Here is a 19,353-nt window from a genome sequence, read left to right as displayed (position 1 = left end):
ATCAAAGACCTATCTCACTCCCAAAGCTCTGCCTTAGGACTTAGGAAATATAGCCTTCTGTCTTTTGAGTTCTCCAAAGTCATCTTGATGGTAACGATTGACAATGCAATAATTTTTCGCCACCTCTCCAACCAGCTCAGATCAGTTCGCATCAGCAATACTTGCTTTTGCGCAAATACATATCCAGCGTCTGCAGCCTGTTCGAATGCCTTCCTTGCAACGGTAACATCGGGCGCGCAGCCAATTCCCGAGCAAGCATAAATTCCCAAATATAGGTTTGCTTCGGCAGAGCCCAAATCTGCCGACTTTTTGAGATATTCGAATGCACGCTCTTCGTTTTTTTCCACCCCCAGCAGGCCAAGAGCACTGAGTCGTGCGAGAGCATAGTAAGCAAGCGGATCACACCGCTCGATCGCTTCATTCTTCAGTAATTTTGACACTCCGGAAGCGATTGAAGGCGGGACATTTTCTACATGTTGAAGTGCTGTACCAAGAGCTATTCCTAATGGGATTTCCGAGGAAATGTCGCTAGCCCGACGTATTGCGAACGATAACGACCTTGCATCGCCTCGTTCGATACTTTCCTCTGCAACTTGCAGCAATGCTGTAACGGAGTTTTTCGATTCATCATTCACTTTGCAACCCCAGTCGCTTTAGCGGCCTCTTTACTGGCTTTGGCCACCTCTTTTAATGCAGCTTGCGCATTCCAAGTGGGAGGTGGTTTAACCAAGGCTTTAGGGACTGTGTTCGGCATTTTTGTATAGAAGTTCAATGCGGCTATTGCGGCCAATCCATACTCTCTGCCTGTAATACTACAAGCAGCTACAGCTGCTTTTTGTAGCCCGGCGCCAGCCGCCGATCCCACAGGTGCCATTACAAGCATTTTTGTGCTTTCCACGACTGACTGCCTCAGTATCTCGGATATTTGATTAACGGGAACGTTGTATCCACTGAATTCTCCGGCCGGTACAAAGCTTGCATCTGTTAAATCTAATCCCTCTTGCAATCCTTTTGGATCAACTGCTTGAAGCGGATTCGCCTCCACATACGCAAAGGTATTTATCCCCCCGTCGAGCCCAATGGGATCAGACTGCATATAGCGCCCCAGCCAGGGGTTGTACTCCCGGTGCCAGTTCTGAAACAGCCCACTCTCTTGGTCAAACACCTGACCGGGAAGGCGCTGGTTATATGTGAAGGTCCCCAGGCCTGCCGGATTCTGATCCGGCGCCGTCGCACCAAAGGGTTCAGCCATGTCCCAGCGCCAGACCATCGCTTCGTCTGTGTTTCGCGTGATCACCCTGGGTGCACCGATCTGGTCAGTCCACACGTTGTACAGGCTGACCGCAATGTTCCCGGCCACGGCCGTGCCCGTCTGCTTGATCACCCCAACCGGCATGCCCAGGTAGATGGTTTCATGGATCGGCGTTCCATTGGCGTCGTACTCACCGAGCAGCTTTCCTTCTTCGTCGTAGATGTAGTAAGCCGCACCGGTTGGGATCAAAGCCGCCGGGCCACTCTTGCTCATGCGCAGCTCCAGGGCGCTGTAGCTGTAGTTCACCGTGCCGCCGGCGTTCGTTACCGTGGCCAGCCGTCCGCGGTCGCTGTAGCTGTAGCTATAGGTGTTGACCCCGTCGCTGGTGATGTTGCCGACGGCATCGTGCACCACGGCAGCCGTGCCGGTGGAGTCCTGGGTCTGGTTCAGCCGGTTGCTGGTGGCCGAGATGATGTTGGGGTAGGTGTTGGCGCCCACCACCCGCGCGGTGCGGTTGCCGGTGGCGTCGTAGCTGTACTGGATGGCCGCAGAGCCTGAGGTGGCGCTGATCAGGCGGTTCAGGTTGTCATACGCAAAGCTCTGGTCGAGACTGGGAAGCGCTGCGCCGTTGCTGGTATGGGTGTAGCCGGTGATGCGCCCGCCGCTGTCACGAAGGACGATGCGCCGGATGCCGGCGGCAGCACCCGTTCCCGTGGGGTCGCCTAGGTGGTAGGCGCTGATCTGGCCGTTGCTGTCATAGCTGATGGCCTGGGCCTTGGTGCTGGCCCAGGTCCAGCCGGTGAGCTTGCTCTCGGCATTGGTGGTGATGCCGGACAGCAGCGGCAAGGCGCTGCCGCCGGTGCCGGTGCCGCTGGGGTTGACCGGGCTGACGGTGATGGCGGAGACGGCGCCCTGGGCGTCGTAGCTGTAGTTGACGCGGTTGCCGCTGGGGTAGGTGATGGCGGTGAGCTTGTCCAGCGCACTTCCCGTATCGCCCCAGCTGTAGTCGACGGTGAAGGTTTTGCTGCCGATGGTCTGGGTCTTGCCGGTCTTGCGGCCCAGGCTGTCATAGCTGTACACGGCCTGGCCGGAGCCATCGGTGATCTTGGTGAGTTCGCCCACGACGGCCGGTGTGGGGGTTGCGCCGCCGTCGTACTCGAGCACACTGGCCGTGCCGGTGGGGTAGCTGACGCTGGTCAGGCGGTGGAGGTTGTCGTAGGCGTACTGAGTGAGCTTGCCGCGGGCATCGGTCTTGGTCAGAACGTTGCCGTTGGCGTCGTAGGTGTAGTGGCTCACGCCGGTATCCGGGCTGGTCTGGGTCGTGACTTCGCTCAGGCCGTTGGGGTTGTAGGTGGTAGCCAGGTTGCGGGGGTCGGTGACCTGGGTCAGGTCGTCGCGGGCGTTGTAGGCAAAGCCGGTGGTCGTAGGGGTAGAGGCGCCAATATTGGCGGGCTGCTGGATCTGGATCGGCCGGCCCAGGCTGTCGTAGCTGGTGGAACTGGCAAGACCATTCGGGTCGAGCACGGTGGTCGGCCGGCCCATGGCGTCGTAGCCGTATTGCCAGATCGAGGGACCGGCATTGATGGCGACCGTGACGGAGCCGGAACTGGAGGGGTCGTTGTTGGCGTCACCGGCGTAGTCGGCGCTTAAGCTGTGGCTGCCGAGCGCTAAAGCGCTGGTGCTGAATGTGGCGACGCCGGCGCTCAAGGCGCCGGTGCCCAGAATGGTGGCGCCGTCCTTGAAGGTGACGTTGCCGCTGGGCGCGGCGCCTGTGACGGTGGCTGTCAGGAGGATGCTTTGCCCAGGGGATGCTGAGCCGGCGCTGCTTGAAAGCGCTGTCGTCGTGGGTGAGGCAGCAAGGGCCAGAGCCGGGACCATAAGGATTAGCAATGCCAGGCGGCTCAGCCAGGCAGTGAGAAGTTGACCGGCTCGGCCAGGACTGCTCATGCCACCTGCTGTTTGGCTGGTGATCGTTATGGTGTTCAATTGCTCGCTCCCGTGACTTGCTGGACCCGGTTGAGTGCGTCATACACCCGGGTGATGTTTCTTTGCAGGTTACCTTGTGGGTCCTTGACCTGCTCGCCGGTCTTGTTGCCCATGCCGTCCAGCGTGTAGCTCACAGTGTTGCCTTTGGCGTCTGTGACACCCGTCAAGCGCTGCGCGGCGTCGTAGCTGTAGCTCATGGTGCTGCCATCGGGCAGGCTCACACCTGTCAGCTGGCCGGCGTTGTCGTAGGTGTAGGTCGTGGTACGGGCAACTCCGCCCGGTGGGGTGATGCTGGTGCTGCTGATCCAGCCTCTTGGGGTGTAGACGGTGTCGGTCACAATGCCCTTCGGGTCGACCATCTGTTTGACACGCCCGGCTTTGTCGTACAGCGTGAACTGGGTGACGTGGCCTGCTGCATTCGTGATGCTCTGCAGGTCTCCGGCGTTATGACCCGTCGCGTTGGGGTCAATGATCGGCGTCGTATCAGAAAAAGCTCGTACAGGCGGTGTGAAATTGGCAGCGTACCTCGCCACTCCCTTGGTGATTCGCAGGTCGGACAGGTAACCACTAAAACCTATCTCGCCGGCACTGTCCGCACCTACGGTGAATTTCCTGGAGGAAACGTCCAGACTGGTCGTCAGTGCTACGGATCCGGTGCCTACGCCATTGACGTAGAGGGTCACCAGGTTGCCGCTACGCACTGTCGCCAAATGAACCCAGGTGTTCAAAGGCAACGGATTTGCCGCGTTAATTTCCGCCGTCACTGCGTTACCCGACCAGAACGCGGCTCGAGGGTACCCGTCAGCCGCGAGCAGTACGAAACTATCGTTTGAGTTCGTGGCCACTTGATACTGCCCTACAAGCTGTTGGTATGCCCAATAGGTTCCCGTGTTGCGGTTGGTCTGGTACACCCAGGTTTCAATGGTGAACTCCCCGGATCCAAATTGAAAGTCCACCGACGGAGGTGTGCTCACGGAGCCGGTCCCATCAAAATGAATAGAGGTGTAACCGAACTTGCTCTGGGCCGCGCTGATTTGTGCATTGCCCAAAACCGTTAAGGGCTTGGGCGACGGGCTACTGTCAACGATGGATGAACCAACCGCGCCGGCATCATTGAGCAACAAGCTGACCCGGTCGAACTCAGGATCGGTATTGGTCTCGTTTGGTGCTGTCCCCGTGAAGCTGGTATTGCTGTAATAGGCGTAGGCCTGCTGGACGATGCTGTTGGTGCTCTGGGTGGCCACCAGGCCTTGCGGGTTGTACGTCCAGCTGCTGGTGCGGGCCACACTGGTCGCCGTGTCGGTGACGGTCTGGCTCAGCTGGTTGCCCTGGGTGTCGTAGCTGTAGGCAGTGGTTCTTCCAGCCTCAGTCACGAGCACGGGGAGTCTGAAGGTGGGGTGCCACTGCGTGGTGGTGGTCTGCACTTCGGGCAATCCTGCTGCCTTGGTCGTCGTCAAGGGCAGGCGCCGGTTGATGTCCCAAGTGTACATGGTGTTCACGCCCAGGAAGTCGGTCTCCTGGGTGATGAAGCCGTTGGTGTCCTGCACTCGGCTGGCCGCCGAGCTGTCCCCATTGCCGCTGGGCTTGTCTGCGCCGGTGACGGCGAGCTTGCCTTTGTTGGTGCTGTAGTTGTACGTGCGCTGGGTGCCCAGCGGGTCGGTCACCGTGGCTGAACTAGAGGTGCCGTAGCTCACCGTGTACAGATCTGCACCACCGGCATAGCCGCTGCTTATGGCGCGGCCCTGGCTGTCGTAGCCGACGGTGGCCAGCCGGACTCCCCGCTCGTCGGTGATACCGGTGACCATCTGGGTGTATGTGGCGTTCTCGTAGTGATAGATGCGGGTGACGGTGCCGCCTGAGAGACCGGGGTAGCTGACGGTGGTCAGGTGTGAGGTGGCGGTGGTGCCGTCGTAGGTGTAGCTGGTGACCTGGCCATCGCTGGCGGTCACGCTCGTCAGCTGGTTGGCGGTGTTGTAGGCAAAGCTCAGGGTGCGGCCGAACTGGTTGCTGACCATGCTCAGTAAACCGGCCACTGGAGTGGTGCTGTAGGTGTAGGTCGTGACCCAGCCGTTTCTTTGCGTCACGGTGAGCAGCTTGCCTGCGATATCGAATTGCCACAGGCTGTCGTCGTCCAGGCGTTTATAAAGAAGGCCTGCGGTGTTGGGGGTCAGGCTGTCGGCGCTGTTGCTGGCGCTCCAGCTGCTGCTGCCAACATCCCAGCCGAAGGCGCGTACGCTGCCGTCGCCGAAGATGACACGGGCAATGAGGCCGGCTGCGCCTGCCGTGCCTTCTTGCTTGATGGAGACGGCGTGGTTGTGTGACCAGGCGCGGGTCAGTCCGGGCTCGACCGGCAGGCCTCTGGGGGTTCCACCGGCCCAGCTGCTTCGGAAGTGCCTTACTAAACTTAGAGCATCCGCGCCTTGGCCCACATAGTCGGGCTGCGACAGAATCTTCTCGCCTGTCGCTGGAAGAATTGGCCTTCTAGTCTGCTCTCCGTCGGCCGGGGGCATTTTGCAGATCTTTGGTTCGGGCTCCAGAGGGATCGAGATTACTTGCGGGGACGGCACTTCGCAACCGGTCTCAGCAGTGTTTTCTACCTGGGGAGGCGCACAGGTGCAGATTGCACCACTTAAAGTACCGCCCTCCAGACAGGAGTAAACAGGAGCGGAGAGAGCTGCCGCGCGCTGCGTATATGGGTAGCTCGCATCAGACGAAAAATTGTCAGAGTGGCGAACAATGAGTACATTGCAAGTGGCACCGCTATATCCGGTAACGGTTACGGTATACATACTCGGGAATGGGGACACAGAGACAGCGGTTTGAGCACAAGCCTGAGCTTTGGTCGGGAACCAAGTCCCCATGATGTTGGTGTTGTACTCGTAACACGGCGCGACCGAGCAGCCGCTGCTTATCTCAGTTGCAGGATAGGCGTGCGCTTTGGGTGCCCAGAACAGGAGGACAAAGAGAATAAACGAAGCTAGGCGGCAAAGATAAGCAAGACGTTTGGCGATATGCCGTAAAAGCTTTTTCGTATCAGCCGCGCTCAAGCATCGGCGCTCCGGCCGAAGATATTGATTGACCACTTCCCACTCCCTCTTTTGCTATTTGGAAACAAGTGTCAACGGGGCATGTGAGCTCTGTCAATCTCTGTATTCAGAAAAAACATCATTCGATCATCAGGATGATCATTCAATTTACCGAAGTTCCACAACGACGTGCAGCATCAGTAATCCAAAGATTTTCATTTGAAACTGATGTCGTTGTGTGAACGGCTACGCATGTGTACCGAAGGGGTTAACCTGCGCGTTTGTATTGAAGTTAATTAACGCCCCTACAAATAGAGGAGACGTTGTCGTTTTGGTGCACATGATTCGGAGCACAGAGTCAATGTGGAGTGCCCCCCCAGGCTGGACCACGGTAAGAATTGAGTACCTACGCCGCAAATTTTTAATGCGTCAGATAGTCTCAATTGCTCGCTTCCATAATCTGAAGGCAGACTCAGCTTGTCATATATACGGATGACATCTCCTCGCTGCTTGCCTCGCGAATCTTGACTTGTTCGCCAACCCTTGCGCACTCTGATCAAATTAAGAGCTGCTTGCGCCCGCTCTTATTGGGCTGAAGGCACTTTTTAATGGAAATTCCCTCCAGATGGCTACTTGCACATGCTGTAGCCGCCGGTCTCCAGGTGGAAGTGGTCGCGGTGCGCGGCGTTGTAAGCCGGGCCCAAGACTCCCTTGAAGTACTTGCAGGCGCCTTTGTGGGCGTCACGCAGCAGCAGTGCCTCCTGGCCCGGCGGTGCGGTGTCGTCTTCGTCGGGCCAGTGTTTCAGCACCGTGATGCGTTTGCCGCTGGCCAGCGTGAAGGCGGAAATATCCAGCGCATTGGCGGTGGCATGGCGGCTGCGGGCGCGGGCCGGTGCGTTGGGCAGCGCGCCTTCGCCGCCGCTGTTGATGTTGCGGCAGGCGTAGCTGCCCAGGTGGTCAATGCCCGCCACGCGTTGGCCAAAATGCAGATGCGCGGCCGGCTGCAGCGCATTCCTTTCCCACATGAAGAACGACAGCGCCATGGGGCAACTGAGCGGCAGGGCCGCGCCTATGCGCACAGGCGCTGTGCGCAGCCGCACCGCATTGCTGAAACCGCAGCCGTCGCCCGTGCTCCGGTCGGGCAGCTCGTCGTACTGCATGCCGGTGCTTGCCAGCGCGGCAAGGCAGCGCGCCGGATTGCTGCGGGCGCGTGACAGTTTGTAAGAGGTCAACATGTTGGGCGGCGCCGTCACTTCCAGCGGCGCCCATGGGTTGATGTGCGAAGGAATCTGCAAAGCGCCGCTGTAAATCCCGTAGGCCGCGGTGATCAGGCTGCTCCACAGGGCCAGCCACAACCAGCGGCCCCAGCGCAGCCGCCGGGCGAGTGGTTCGTCGGGCGGCAGGCTGGGTTCAGGCGGAAGATGCATAACGTATTTTGACCACGAGATGCGGCCGTAGCCTAGAGGGCTGCTACTGCAAGACGGCCGGATTTGTTCTCTTGCGCCCAAATCCCGAGTGCTGCAGGAGGACTCCACATCGGATCCATCGTTTAATGGCATCGTCTGATTGATTGATTGATTGATTGATTGATGCCAAAGCCCGTGGGCACAAACCACGGGCAACAGGCTTAAATGGAGTTTCTTAATGGCCGACCCAGCAATCCGCACCCCAGCCCATTCCCCGCTATCCGCCGACACCAGCCGGCACCAGCAGATGTTTCCGGTGCTCAGCGCCGCTGAAATTGCGCGTATTCAGCGCTTTGGCAAGGTGCTGCAGTTCAAAAAAGGGGAAAGGCTGTTCGCCGCCGGCGAACCCGGCCCCGGCATGTTTGTGCTGCTCAAGGGCTCGGTCACTATCACCCAGCGCGATGGCCTTGGGCATGTGGTGCCCATCGTCAACCAGGGACCGGGCCAGTTTCTCGCCGAGGTCGGCCAGCTGTCGGGCCAGAACGCGCTGGTGGACGGCCATGCCGAAGAAGATGTCGAAGCTCTGCTGGTGCCGCCCGGCCAGTTGCGTGCGCTCATCATTGCCGAAGCCGACCTGGGGGAACGGCTGGTGCGTGCGCTGATCTTGCGGCGCGTGGCATTGATCGAAGCCGGCGCCAGCGGCCCGGTGCTGATTGGCCAGCCCAACTCCGCCGGTGTGGTGCGGCTGCAAAGTTTCCTGAACCGTAACGGCGAGCCCAACCATGTGGTGGACATCGCGAAAGATGCAGGCGCCGCCGCGCTGATGGAGCAATACGGCGTGGCCGCCGGTGATGTGCTGGCGGTGTGCCCTGACGGTTCGGTGCTGGTGAACCCCGACGAAAACCAGTTGGCGCGCTGCATCGGCATGGTCGACACCGAGGAGCATGACGAACTGTTTGACGTGGTCGTGGTGGGCGCTGGGCCCGCCGGCCTGGCCACGGCGGTGTACGCCGCATCGGAAGGCCTGCATGTGCTGGTGCTCGACTGTCGCGCTTACGGCGGGCAGGCCGGCGCCAGTGCGCGCATTGAAAATTACCTGGGTTTCCCCACCGGCATCTCGGGCCAGGCGCTGGCTGGCCGCGCGTATGTGCAGGCGCAAAAGTTTAGTGTGGAAATGCTGATCCCCGCGCAGGCCCAGTCGCTGGACTGCGCGCACAAGGCCATCAAGGGTGAACTGCAGGTCAAGCTGACGGACGGCCGCACGCTGCGCGCCAAGACCGTGGTGGTGGCCAGCGGCGCGCGCTATCGCCGGCCCGAAGTACCGCGTCTTGAGAAGTTTGAAGGCCGCGGCGTCTGGTATTGGGCCTCTGCGCTGGAAGCCAAGATGTGCAGCCAGACCGACGTGGTGTTGGTGGGCGGCGGCAATTCGGCCGGGCAGGCGGCCGTGTTTTTGTCGCAGCATGCGGCCAAGGTCAACATGTTGGTGCGCGGCCCCAGCCTGGCCGCCAGCATGTCGCGCTACCTCATCGACCGCATTGAAGCCGCGCCCAACATCGAGCTGCTGCCGCACACCGAAGTGGTGAAGCTACACGGAGACGATGGTGAAGGCCTGGCCGGCGTGACCTGGCGCAACCGCAAGAGCGGCGCTGAACACGCGGCGGATGTGCGCAACGTGTTCCTGTTTGTCGGTGCCGATCCGGAAACCAGCTGGTTAACCAGTTGCGGCGCGGCCATTGATGCGCATGGTTTTGTCCGCACGGGGGAGGCCGTTACTTGCAAGCATTCTGACTACAAACCGGCTCCGCTGGAAACGAATATTCCGGGACTCTTCGCGATTGGTGATGTCCGCAGCGGCTCGGTCAAACGCGTGGGCGGCGCGATAGGCGAGGGCGCTGCGGTGGTGTCCATGATCCACCAGCACCTGGCGGCGATGGAGCGCGCGGCTGTTGCTGCCTGACTGGAGCTTTGTATGCGTATCAAACCTTGCACCCACGTCCCCGCTGAAACCCATTCACCCAATTCAAAAGGCTGCGAAGAGTGCCTCAAGATGGGTGACACCTGGATGCATTTGCGCCTGTGTGTGCATTGCGGCCACGTCGGCTGCTGTGACGATTCAAGGAACCAGCATGCCAGCAAACACCACGCGGCGACCGGGCATGCGGTGATCCAGTCCTTCGAACCGGGGGAAAGCTGGATGTGGTGCTATGACCACCAACTGCAAGTGGGCTAGGAGCCGTTCACAAAACCCTCCTGGCGTTGTTGCGTCGCCTTGCCGTGCCGGTGCACTGTCTGCGGCATCGCGCCTAGCCAGGATCGCTTCGCTGGGCTTTGTGAACGGCTCTTAGACGGAGGGCGGTGGGGCCGCCTTGGTGGCCTTGGTGAATTCCGTCGTGGCCACCATCACCGGGCTGGATTTCGGGCTGCGCTGCCAGTGCTCGTCGGCGGCTTTTTGCACCGCGTCCTTGTCGTAATTTCCCTTGGACAGGTCGGCCCAGACATGCGCATAGGCCCGGCACCAGGCATCCCTGGCCTCATTGACCTTGTCTTCGGAAAGCTCTGGGTTAGGCGCCGGATCGGGTTCTGTGGCCATGCAGTCATCGTAGCGGTCCAAGGCCGCTGAGTCTATTGCCCAGCGGGCCGCCTGAAAGCCTGGTTTTGGTGATCTTTTTTGTGAACGAAAAACCAGAGCCTGAATGAGATTTCAGCTTGAAAAGACAAACTTTCCGTTCACTTTTTTCGGTGACAGAAAGCCCAGGTCCGGGAAAACTTTGGATTGGACATAAAGGACAAAACCACACAGGGTCGCGCTGATCAGCAGCCCGGCCAAGGTGCTGCTGGGCGTAGCGGCGAAGCCGTCCAGCGTTCTGGCGACTCCCAAAATGGAGAGCCACACATAGGCTTCGTAAGCGCCTGCCTTGTTGGCATAAAAAGCCCAGGCAAAGGCCAGCGGTACAAGCGCCATCAACGCGCTTGCGATCCAGGGAGCGTTCGGGCCCATTTTGTAGCCGATTCCGTAGCCAACAAAAAAGGCAAGAATCGCCTGGATGAGCATGATCACGATCAATACCCGGACTTTGCCTCTGTGAGCTTCGGTGAGTTCGGGATCCGCGTGGCTTGCAATCACCATCGCGAGTTGCTTGTCTTTCAAGCCCTGGCCGGACAGCTGCGCAAAGGTCACCGTTTTTCCTTGTCCGGCAGCGAGTAACTCCCGCACCATTCGTTTGACCTCGGATTTTTCCATTGGCATTCGCCCCCTTGTGTTATGAATTCTGACGGTGCGTGGACTACGCCCGATCCTGGATACCGTGCTTCGCGCATCTTTCTTTAAGGCGTCCTACGCCACGCAACCTATCCTTTGAAGCGCAGCCCTGACATCCGCAGGCCCCCGCACCTGAACCGCCTGCAGCCCGGCGGCCCTGGCGCCTTCGACGTTGTCGGGATGGTCGTCAAAGAACAGGATGGCGTCCAGGGGGACACCCATCGCGTTGGCGACGTATTCAAAGGCCCGGCGTTCGGGCTTGCGGTAGCCGATTTCGGACGAGACAAAAATTCGCTCGAACGACTGCGCCAGGCTGGGGTAGAGCGCAGTCCACACCGCCTGGTGCGTGGCGTTTGTGTTGGAAAAAACGTAGCAGGGGAGATGGGCACGCGCTTCCCGTACCAGGTTGAGGGTCTCGGTGATTTCGCCGCCGAAAATGGCGTTCCAACCTTGGGTGATGTGGGCAAGATCGTCCTGCAACTCCAGGTTCACGGCCAGGTGCGCAAAGTATTGCGCTGCCGTGATTTCGCCGCGCTCATGCTGCTGGTAAGGCAGATCGGAGCTGAAGGTGGCTTTCAGTTCTTCAATGGTTAGCCGGGAAATGGGTTGCCAGTATTCCAGCACCCGGTTGAAATCGACATCGATCAGCACGCCGCCGAGATCGAACAGCAGGGCCTGGATATGGTGTGTGGGCATGGGGTGGTGACTTTTACTCTTGCGCGTACCAAGCTTTAATCGCCGGCTGACAACGGAAGGTTCTACAACACCTCCCACAAGTGCCGACTGGTAACGTTCCTTGAATGGCAACGCTCACGTGTGATGCGAGGTAATAGTACCGTGTTTGGTTTTTTGCAGCGAAGTTGCGCAGATGCAAGCTAAATCCCCGTGAGTACTGGGACAGCCAGGCATTCGAAACTTCCAACATTGGAATCATTTGCTTAACTCGTGACAATAAAAGTTGTTGACTGCACTTCGAAGACTTTGACGCGGGCGGTTTTGGGTACCTGTTTCCGCGCGTAAGGTCTTTGCTCCAGGTGACCTGTCGGCTTTTTGTAACTACGCGCCGCGGCTACCTGGGCCCTGGGGCAGAAAGTCGTATCCCCTATTTGCAGGATATGCAGGCGCTGCATTGCCTGCCACAGTTACTTGCCAGCCTGCGCCCCAGCGCATATCAGAAGAGCAAGACAACTAACCAGGAGCAGCGAGATGCGCAACAAAACAACCACGCCCAAGCTAACGGTTAATGCCATTGCTGGCACCAACGTCGTCTTCCTGGGGTTCGACATGCCGCAGGCGAGTAGCGGGGATTTGATGGGTTTCTCCATCAAACGCACCGACGGCGCGTCCGGTGAAAGCAAATGGTTGCGCGGGCTAAAGTCTTTTGCCAGCCAGTACAAAGATCAGGGCGACAACACGGACTACTCCTCCTACAAGCATCCGTTTCAGAGCTTTCAGTGGGCTGACTACACGGCTGAGCCCGACACCAGCTACGACTACGAAGTGCATGCAAGGGGAGGCACGGCCAGCGCGCTAACGACAGCGGCCAAATGCATTGTTACGGTTAAGACCGAAACGGCTGACGGCAACCCGCATTCGGTCTACTTCAATCGGGGAGCTATCGCGTCCCAAGCCTATGCCAGGCGGTTTAACAACGAAGACCCCGACAAGGTGGGTGCCGCAGCCGTTAATTGGCTAACGCGTGATCTTCTTCCGGGCATCCTCAGCTTTATTGCGCGGGCCGAGTCTGCCGAGTACGAACTGCATTGCGCGATATTCGAGACAAAGTACGAGCCGGTGTTGCAGGCGCTAATCGACGCAAGCATCCGCGGCGTAAAAGTACAACTTGTATACAGCGCAAAACCCGGCAAGGACACGACAGTGGGTAACGAGGAGATGATTGGCGCACTAAATATGAACAACATTTGCATCAAGCGCACAGTGGTGGAGCTAATGCACAACAAGTTCATGGTCCTTAGCCGCAAGGGCAAGCCGCAAGCCGTACTTACGGGATCGGCCAACCTGAGTCGGAACGCCATGATTGGCCAGCTCAACGTGGCGCACGTTATTGAAGGCGCGGCAATGGCCAAAGACTTTTTGGAATACTGGCAGTACCTGGCGGACGACAAACCGTTAGCAGACGTTGAGGAATGGAACATGACAAGGCCGCTACCACCAGCAAACAATTTGCCTGCAGCTTTCGCCATGTTTTTACCGTACGCAAATGCGGAGGCTATTGGCTGGATGTGCGAGGTGGCAAATCAGGCGGAGAAGGGCTTGTTCATGAATTTTCCGTTCGGCATCGGCGATGAGTTCAGAGACGTTTACCGTCAGGACGGCGACGTGCTGCGCTTTGCCTTGCTTGACAAAGTCGTTAACGGCGGCAACGCCGCGTACCGTGAACGGGTAGAGGCGGACACGCTGGAGATACGAAAGCGAGCCAACGTTGTGCTTGCCGTAGGCTCCCGCGTCTTTACGAAAAAGGTCGACGGCTGGCTGCTTGAGGCCAAGGGATTGGGCGTCAACGTCAACTGGGTGCACACCAAGTTCATGCTGTGCGATCCGCTGGGCGCCAATCCCATCGTCATTACAGGATCGGCAAACTTCAGCAACAACAGCGTGAAGAACAACGACGAGAACATGATCGTGATCAAGGGCGATCAACGCGTAGCCGATATCTACTTCACTGAATACATGCGTCTGTTTGCGCATCATGCGTTCCGCGAGTCTCTGGCCCGCTATGTCACCAACGGCGATGACGCTGCCCGCTGGGAACCCAAGAATCTGTTTGAAACTGCCGCTGAATGGGTCCCCCCGTACTACAGCCGGGGGAGCATTAAGGCCATGCGTCGTAAATACTTTGCAGGATAAATTGATGACGAGACATCTCCACTCCATGTTTCTGGCGCTAGTCGCGGTTCTCTGGTGCGGCGCGACGCCCGCACAGCAATGCCTGCTTCCGCAAAGTATTGGTACGCCAGTCCTCAAGCCTGCGGCTGACCCCAATCTTTCAAAGACAGACTACTACGCCTTCGTACTCTCCTGGTCACCCGAACACTGCGAAACCCGGCGCAATGACGCAGCGCACGCATTTCAATGCCAACTCAACGCGAAGAACTTTGATTTCGTCGTACATGGCTTGTGGCCACAGTCAGCTATCGCGCGCAACAGCAAAGAGCATCCGCGCAACTGCAAGGCTGGTAAATCGCTAACTCCGGAGCTGCTCAAAAAACATCTGTGCACGGTGCCGGGTGTCGATCTGATGCAGAACGAATGGCAAGCTCATGGCACTTGTGGTTGGGACACTCCTTCCCAGTATTTCGACACGATCGAAAAGCAGTGGTCGACATATAAGCGGCCACGATACGAAGACCTGGTCAAAGCTGGACGGGTCGAGAAACGAGGTCTGATTTTGAAAGTCTCAGACATCAAAGACGCCTTTGTCGCGGTAAACGATAACAAGCTGCGATCCGACAACAGTGCAGTGACCGTAGCGAGCGGCAACTACTTTAGGGAAATGTGGATTTGCCTCGACCTGGACTTTCAGCCAGCGAGTTGTCGAGGGCAGGGGACGAAAGATAGTCAGGTGATATCTGTTCGTCCAATCTATAGGTGATTGAGTGGAGGTTGCAAGTGCTGCAGGGCGCGAATCTGCCGGTAGCTCGGTGAAGTCGTTATCTCATTCTGCAGAGCTTCCGTCATCCTGGAGTTTTACGCGGATTTGTAAACCTCATCGCCGTGCGGCGCAGCCCTGAACTCAGGCAATTGCTCTGCCCGGGCCGAAAATTCACGCAGGGCCGGGTAGTCGGCCGCGTTCACGACCTCGGGAATCATGGCCTGCGTGAAATGCCAGGTAATGCCCACGGTTACGCCGTCCTGGCCCATGGTGCCGCTGGTCGCCGCCAGCGGCTTGCGCTGAAGTTCCGATTCGAGCGCGCCATAGGCTGCCAGCAACTGGCCCGTGACGCGGGACACCCAGGGCTGGTGCAGCTTTTCAGCAGGGCGCAGCATGCTTTCGTAAATGATCTGCACACTCTTTTCACAGGCGGCCATGGCCAGGCCGATCACACGTAGCGCCTGCTGGCGTTCGGCAATCGCCGCCGGCATCAGGCTCCGGGGCGGCGACTGTTGCGCGGCCAGCGCTTCGGCGTAGTCAATGATGAGCGTGGAGTCCATCAGTACTGTGCCGTCATCGCATACCAGGGAGGGCGCTTTGACGACCGGATTGATCTGCCGGAATTGCTCGAAGGTACTGAAGACGGACAGCGATTGGTGTTCAAAGCGCAGGCCAAGAAGCTGCAGGGAAATGGCCACGCGGCGAACATAGGGCGAGTCGAGCATTCCGACGAGTTGCATGAAGTGTCCTGTTGAGTGAATGGTTGATCTGATGAGGTGGTGTGCCGGGTATTCAGGGCTTGCCGGTCACGGCGGGCTTGTCTTGTGTGGGGAGGGGCGACGACTGAACCATCAGGTCACGCACCGAGCCGATGGCCAGCGCCAGAAACGCGGCGGCACACAGTTTGTAGGTCACCTTGGCCCAGCGCATGCCGGCACGGCGAAAGATCCGGTCAACCACCGCCGCGCAGAAGAAGGCCCATACGACCGACGACACCATAAAACCCAGAAAGAAGACTGCGTAGTCCGTAGCCGTGGGTTCATGGATGCCGACAGCGCCAAGGGCGCTGCCCAGCGCTGCCCAGTAGGCGATGTTTTGCGGGTTGGTGACGGACAAGAGCACGCCGGCGCGCATGGCTTTTTGGGGTTGGGCCGTTGCGGGGCTTGTCAAGGCGAACTCCTGGCTGGCAGAAAGCCATGAATCACGGGCAAGCCAGAAAAGGTAGAGCGCACCCGCAATGCCAACAGGCCAGCGGATCCATTCCAGCTGAAGCAGCAACCCAATGCCGACCAGTCCCAGCAAGGCCCACAGCGCGTCGCCGGCCAGTGAGCCGATTTGTACCGCGAGGGCAGGGCGAAAACCACCACGCACGCCCTGGCGCACGGTTTCAGCAAAGACGGCACCGGGCGCGGCATTGAAAAGGAGCCCGAGCAGGAAAGCGGAGACGAAGAGTGTGGTCATGGTGCGGAGCCAAAAAAGAAGACCTGACGTTTATACCGCGCAGGCGGCGCCAGTGCAGGCCTTGTATACGTGCTGCGTATTCGCTGGGAGGCTCTTGGCAGGCGTTGGGGTGCCGATGTGTCAGGCGTTGCAGCGCGCTGTGAAGGCGTGGGCCAGTTCCCTCAGTTTCCCGGTCTGCCAGGCAAATTCACCCTCAAAAGCCGACGGGTCGTTGACCGCATAGCCGCCGTAGCCATAGATGGCGGCATAAGCTCCATAACCGGCCGCCTCAAGAGCCCGGCCGGCCATCGCGTTGGCCACGGTGTAGGTGGCCGAGACAGCCGCATGCGCGGAGCCATCGATCGAATTGGAGCCGCGATGGCTGCTGGCCAGCGCGGCCATCTCCTGCGCTGCCTGCGCGAGTTCGGACCTGCCCAGCTTGCCGTCGACGAAAGCCTGAAGCTGCGCCAGGCCATCAATGGCCTTGGGGTCTTCCAGTAAATGCTGCACGCGGCTGGCGCAAGCCAGGCCAAACGCGAGGCGAAGTAGTTCCTGGTCTGGGTCACTGAGGCGGACGTCGGCTGCCAGGCGAGAGAGCTCGTGATTCATGGGTGGGTTTCCGAAAGTTGCGGCGGGATCAAAGGACCGGGTTTCCGTGGCAGGGGCAGGAGCAGGGCCGCCAGGTAGCGTTGGCGTTTGGCAATTTCCAGCACCAGCAAGGGAAGCAGCACGCCTGCGGCAAGGCTTGCGGCCCCCACAAGATAGTCGTTCTGGCTGAAGCGGGAAAGCACCAGGAAGGCGCGTCCCTGCGCGACGCCGTGAAACACCAGGATGACCAGGCTACCCGCGCCGATATAGGTCAGCGGGCGCCGCACTACTGCGTACCGTTGCAACAGTGAAGAGCCGCTGAGAACGAGGTAGATGCCCAGGGCCGCCTGCAAAGTCGACACGAGCGGGTTGCCGTAAGACCTCAGGTTCAAGTCCATGGCCTCGTCAAAATAACCATGCAGCGAGATGAAGGCGACCGCCGAAACAAGAAACCCGAGAGCACTGAAATGCATGCTGGCAACTTGCGTCCTGAACAGGAATCCGGCCAGGATGAACGCAGTGCTGATGAACATGAGGTCAAGGCTCCAGGGAAGCCCGGGCAGTTGCTTCAGGCCCATGAACGACAAGGCCTCTGTGTCGGCCTGCCAGAACCTGCCTATCCACCAGATGCCCATCAGCAGCAGAGCCGAGGCGATGAGAAGGAGCCAGGCCGGGCGGTGCCTGGCCGCCACGGTGGTGCGCAGGATGGCCATGGCCACAATCAACGCCACGAAGAGATGCGGCAAAAACCATAGCGGTGCCCAGGCGATGGTGGACGCCGTGGCGTACAGGACGCCTGAAAAATAAGTCAGCGGGGCGATTCTGGTCGCGGAAGCCGTCAGCGGATTGAGTGCCATGAAGACGCCCAGAAGTACCAGCACAACGAAATACGGCTTTAAAAGAGAGTCCGCCCGCGACAGTGCAAATTTCCCCGGTGAATCAGTATCCCGGAGGAACAGGCCCGAGAGAAAAAAGAACAGCGGCAGATGAAAGGAGTAGATGACCCGGAAGAGTTCGCCCCTTTCCTGCAAAACCGTCCAGTTGTGCCCCAGCACGACCAGGATGATCCCGATGCCTCGGGCGATGTCGACGGTGGCGTTGCGTTGGGTCATGAAAGCGCACGCAACAGCGGGGCAGGTGTTTGAGCGGAGTCCGATTGCGGATTGGCAGCAATGAGCTTTCGGGCTTTTTTGATGATATTCATTCAGATCCTTCAGTCAACAGGTTGAGAACATTGACAGGCAACGCATGGCCCTCCGCTGCAACTGCGGTTGATCCGGAAATTATGTCGGCGTCATGGCAATGGCGTCTATGGCACTCGGGGTGTTAATGCGCTAAAAATCATAAAAATATGTACCCCCATGCACAGTGCTCGCGGCCATTTGTGGCAAAAAATTCCGCGTTTTACTCGTTGGCGGCCTGCTACGCCGCTTGTGGCCATCTCACAGGCCCGGACATGAGCACTGTCTGCGTTCACATGCTCTTACAACCCTGAAGCTGCGTGCCACTTCCGCCGGACGATAGGCCTCAAGGCCTTCCGTCCCGACCCGACGATAGGGACGTGCCTTTTCGACACAGAGCTGTCATGTCGTGCGGGCAAGATTGACCCCCTTGCCCTTTTGCGCGGCCATCCTGCTTCCTGTCGTCTTCCCCATGATTCGCAGCCACCCCATCTCCGTCGAAGAAGTTTCCATCCTGGCCATCGCAGCGCTGGATGGCCTGGTGATCGAGCTCGTCAAAGCCAGCCGCCTCAAGATGTCACCTGCGTTCCTCGACTGGATTGCCGATGAGGCCACGCCGCTGGTCGAGCGGCAGGTAGCCCGCTCCTTTAAAAGCCCGCGTTTTGCGGACAGCCTCCACATCGGCGATCCGAGAATCGCCATGGCGCACTGGGTCCGGCATTGGGTCTGCCCCTGGATAGTGACCGGCTTTGAGCAACTGGCTGAACATTTACCCGAATTTGCGGACAGCCGCCCGGCCGGGCTGGCGCCACTGATGCCGTTGACGCCTCAGTCCGGCACGCGGGCCGGTCCTGTCGGCTGTCCACTGCTGACGGCTGCGCCCGGCTAACCTCCCGACAGGTGTCAACGCGGCGTCTTGGCGCGGCTCACTCTGTCGCCCGTCGGCTTTCTTGCTGCTGCTGGAGTCGGGATGCGACAGGCCGCAATACAGGATGGCCTCAGGCACCATACCAGCTTGCATCGGCCAGCTTCACCAGGTAGGTTCGCACATCTTCCGGCCAGGGCTCGACAAGGCTTTCAAAGCGCGCCCGGTCCCCTGCAAACAAGGCCCGCGAAGCTTCCTCAAAATCTGGAAAATCGCCGCCCATTTCCGTCATGAAACGGTAGGCGGCTTCGCGGGCGCTGCGCGCTGTATCCCGCGCTTCATTGGATTTGCGGGCCTCTTCCACCAGCTTGCGCAGCGCGACGGATGCACCACCGGACTGGCGGCTCAGCCATTCCCAGTGCCGCGGCAACAGGGTGACCTCACGCGCCACCACACCGAGTTTGGGACGGCCGACAGCGCGCGTCGCCGGCATCTCCGGCTCGGCAGGCGGCGGTATGTCTGCCGCATCGTTATCGATGTTGTCCACGGCGTCTGGCCGCAGGTCAAAGTCGAGGCGCTCTCCCGTGGTGTCGTTGAACACGCGCAGCAGGATATCCGGCGGCTGCGGGCTGGCACGCAATTGCGCTAGCAGCTCGCGGCGTGTGCCGCTGGCAATGCGATGAAGGCCGGCAAAGGCGGTCAGGGTGGGGGATGCGGCGGGGGTTGTAGAAGTCATG

At 59.3% G+C, this 19,353-nt stretch carries 17 protein-coding genes; 5 read left to right on the top strand and 12 right to left on the bottom strand.

Features of this window, described 5'->3' with window-relative positions; genetic code table 11:
* Positions 1 to 14: 14 nt before the first annotated feature.
* The 4 genes from ACQ4MS_RS20545 to ACQ4MS_RS20530 form a co-directional block, all read right to left on the bottom strand.
* Positions 15 to 635, bottom strand: a complete 621-nt coding sequence (locus ACQ4MS_RS20545) for a tetratricopeptide repeat protein (RefSeq protein ID WP_431096582.1) — start codon at positions 633 to 635, stop codon at positions 15 to 17.
* On the bottom strand, positions 632 to 3,199 hold the full coding sequence (locus ACQ4MS_RS20540; RefSeq protein ID WP_431096580.1) for an Ig-like domain repeat protein: 2,568 nt from the start codon (positions 3,197 to 3,199) through the stop codon (positions 632 to 634). The genes ACQ4MS_RS20545 and ACQ4MS_RS20540 overlap by 4 nt, the downstream gene beginning before the upstream one ends.
* A 35-nt stretch (positions 3,200 to 3,234) precedes the next feature.
* Positions 3,235 to 5,748 (bottom strand): LamG-like jellyroll fold domain-containing protein, encoded by a 2,514-nt coding sequence (locus tag ACQ4MS_RS20535; protein WP_431096578.1) that lies wholly within the window; start codon positions 5,746 to 5,748, stop codon positions 3,235 to 3,237.
* Between the two features lie 1,145 nt (positions 5,749 to 6,893).
* Positions 6,894 to 7,691 carry an extensin family protein gene (locus tag ACQ4MS_RS20530; protein WP_431096576.1) on the bottom strand — a complete coding sequence of 266 codons (798 nt, stop codon included), beginning with the start codon at positions 7,689 to 7,691 and terminating at the stop codon, positions 6,894 to 6,896.
* Between the two features lie 217 nt (positions 7,692 to 7,908).
* Here ACQ4MS_RS20530 and ACQ4MS_RS20525 point away from each other — a divergent pair, with 217 nt between their 5' ends.
* Both ACQ4MS_RS20525 and ACQ4MS_RS20520 read left to right on the top strand, forming a co-directional pair.
* Positions 7,909 to 9,627, top strand: coding sequence for an FAD-dependent oxidoreductase (locus ACQ4MS_RS20525; protein WP_431096575.1), 1,719 nt, complete (start codon positions 7,909 to 7,911; stop codon positions 9,625 to 9,627).
* A gap of 12 nt (positions 9,628 to 9,639) precedes the next feature.
* Positions 9,640 to 9,900 (top strand): UBP-type zinc finger domain-containing protein, encoded by a 261-nt coding sequence (locus ACQ4MS_RS20520; RefSeq protein ID WP_431096573.1) that lies wholly within the window; start codon positions 9,640 to 9,642, stop codon positions 9,898 to 9,900.
* A gap of 111 nt (positions 9,901 to 10,011) precedes the next feature.
* Here ACQ4MS_RS20520 and ACQ4MS_RS20515 read toward each other — a convergent pair whose 3' ends face one another.
* The 3 genes from ACQ4MS_RS20515 to ACQ4MS_RS20505 all read right to left on the bottom strand — a co-directional run bounded on the left by ACQ4MS_RS20515 (position 10,012) and on the right by ACQ4MS_RS20505 (position 11,625).
* Entirely contained in the window at positions 10,012 to 10,260 is a 249-nt protein-coding gene (locus ACQ4MS_RS20515; protein WP_431096571.1) for a hypothetical protein, read from the bottom strand.
* Between the two features lie 111 nt (positions 10,261 to 10,371).
* Positions 10,372 to 10,911 (bottom strand): hypothetical protein, encoded by a 540-nt coding sequence (locus ACQ4MS_RS20510; protein WP_431096569.1) that lies wholly within the window; start codon positions 10,909 to 10,911, stop codon positions 10,372 to 10,374.
* 93 nt (positions 10,912 to 11,004) lie between these two features.
* Complete coding sequence (locus ACQ4MS_RS20505; protein ID WP_431096567.1) at positions 11,005 to 11,625, bottom strand: HAD-IA family hydrolase; 621 nt, start codon at positions 11,623 to 11,625, stop codon at positions 11,005 to 11,007.
* Positions 11,626 to 12,135: 510 nt separating this feature from the next.
* Between ACQ4MS_RS20505 and ACQ4MS_RS20500 the strand changes: the two genes are divergently transcribed.
* Complete coding sequence (locus ACQ4MS_RS20500) at positions 12,136 to 13,797, top strand: phospholipase D-like domain-containing protein (protein ID WP_431096566.1); 1,662 nt, start codon at positions 12,136 to 12,138, stop codon at positions 13,795 to 13,797.
* Between the two features lie 4 nt (positions 13,798 to 13,801).
* Positions 13,802 to 14,542 carry a ribonuclease T2 family protein gene (locus ACQ4MS_RS20495; RefSeq protein WP_431096565.1) on the top strand — a complete coding sequence of 247 codons (741 nt, stop codon included), beginning with the start codon at positions 13,802 to 13,804 and terminating at the stop codon, positions 14,540 to 14,542.
* A 95-nt stretch (positions 14,543 to 14,637) separates the two neighbouring features.
* Here the strand turns inward: ACQ4MS_RS20495 and ACQ4MS_RS20490 are convergent, their stop codons facing one another.
* The 4 genes from ACQ4MS_RS20490 to ACQ4MS_RS20475 form a co-directional block, all read right to left on the bottom strand.
* Positions 14,638 to 15,282: a glutathione S-transferase gene (locus ACQ4MS_RS20490; protein WP_431096563.1), complete on the bottom strand. Its 645-nt coding sequence runs from the start codon at positions 15,280 to 15,282 to the stop codon at positions 14,638 to 14,640.
* A 52-nt stretch (positions 15,283 to 15,334) separates the two neighbouring features.
* A complete protein-coding gene (locus ACQ4MS_RS20485) occupies positions 15,335 to 16,003 on the bottom strand; it encodes a LysE family translocator (RefSeq protein ID WP_431096562.1) in 669 nt (222 codons plus the stop codon).
* A gap of 120 nt (positions 16,004 to 16,123) precedes the next feature.
* A complete protein-coding gene (locus ACQ4MS_RS20480; RefSeq protein ID WP_431096560.1) occupies positions 16,124 to 16,591 on the bottom strand; it encodes a hypothetical protein in 468 nt (155 codons plus the stop codon).
* Positions 16,588 to 17,682 carry an acyltransferase family protein gene (locus ACQ4MS_RS20475; RefSeq protein WP_431096559.1) on the bottom strand — a complete coding sequence of 365 codons (1,095 nt, stop codon included), beginning with the start codon at positions 17,680 to 17,682 and terminating at the stop codon, positions 16,588 to 16,590. The genes ACQ4MS_RS20480 and ACQ4MS_RS20475 overlap by 4 nt, the downstream gene beginning before the upstream one ends.
* A 541-nt stretch (positions 17,683 to 18,223) precedes the next feature.
* On the opposite strand from ACQ4MS_RS20475, the gene ACQ4MS_RS20470 reads away from it, so the two are divergent.
* Positions 18,224 to 18,640 (top strand): hypothetical protein, encoded by a 417-nt coding sequence (locus ACQ4MS_RS20470; protein ID WP_431096558.1) that lies wholly within the window; start codon positions 18,224 to 18,226, stop codon positions 18,638 to 18,640.
* 109 nt (positions 18,641 to 18,749) lie between these two features.
* On the opposite strand, the gene ACQ4MS_RS20465 is transcribed toward ACQ4MS_RS20470, so the two are convergent.
* Positions 18,750 to 19,352, bottom strand: a complete 603-nt coding sequence (locus ACQ4MS_RS20465) for a DUF2239 family protein (protein WP_431096557.1) — start codon at positions 19,350 to 19,352, stop codon at positions 18,750 to 18,752.
* Between the last annotated feature and the right edge of the window lies 1 nt (position 19,353).

This window comes from Polaromonas aquatica (genome assembly GCF_050626995.1).
Lineage (GTDB): Bacteria > Pseudomonadota > Gammaproteobacteria > Burkholderiales > Burkholderiaceae_C > Polaromonas > Polaromonas aquatica_A.
The sequence above is the reverse complement of the archived record's forward strand: the minus strand, read 5'-3'. Positions and strand labels throughout refer to the sequence as shown.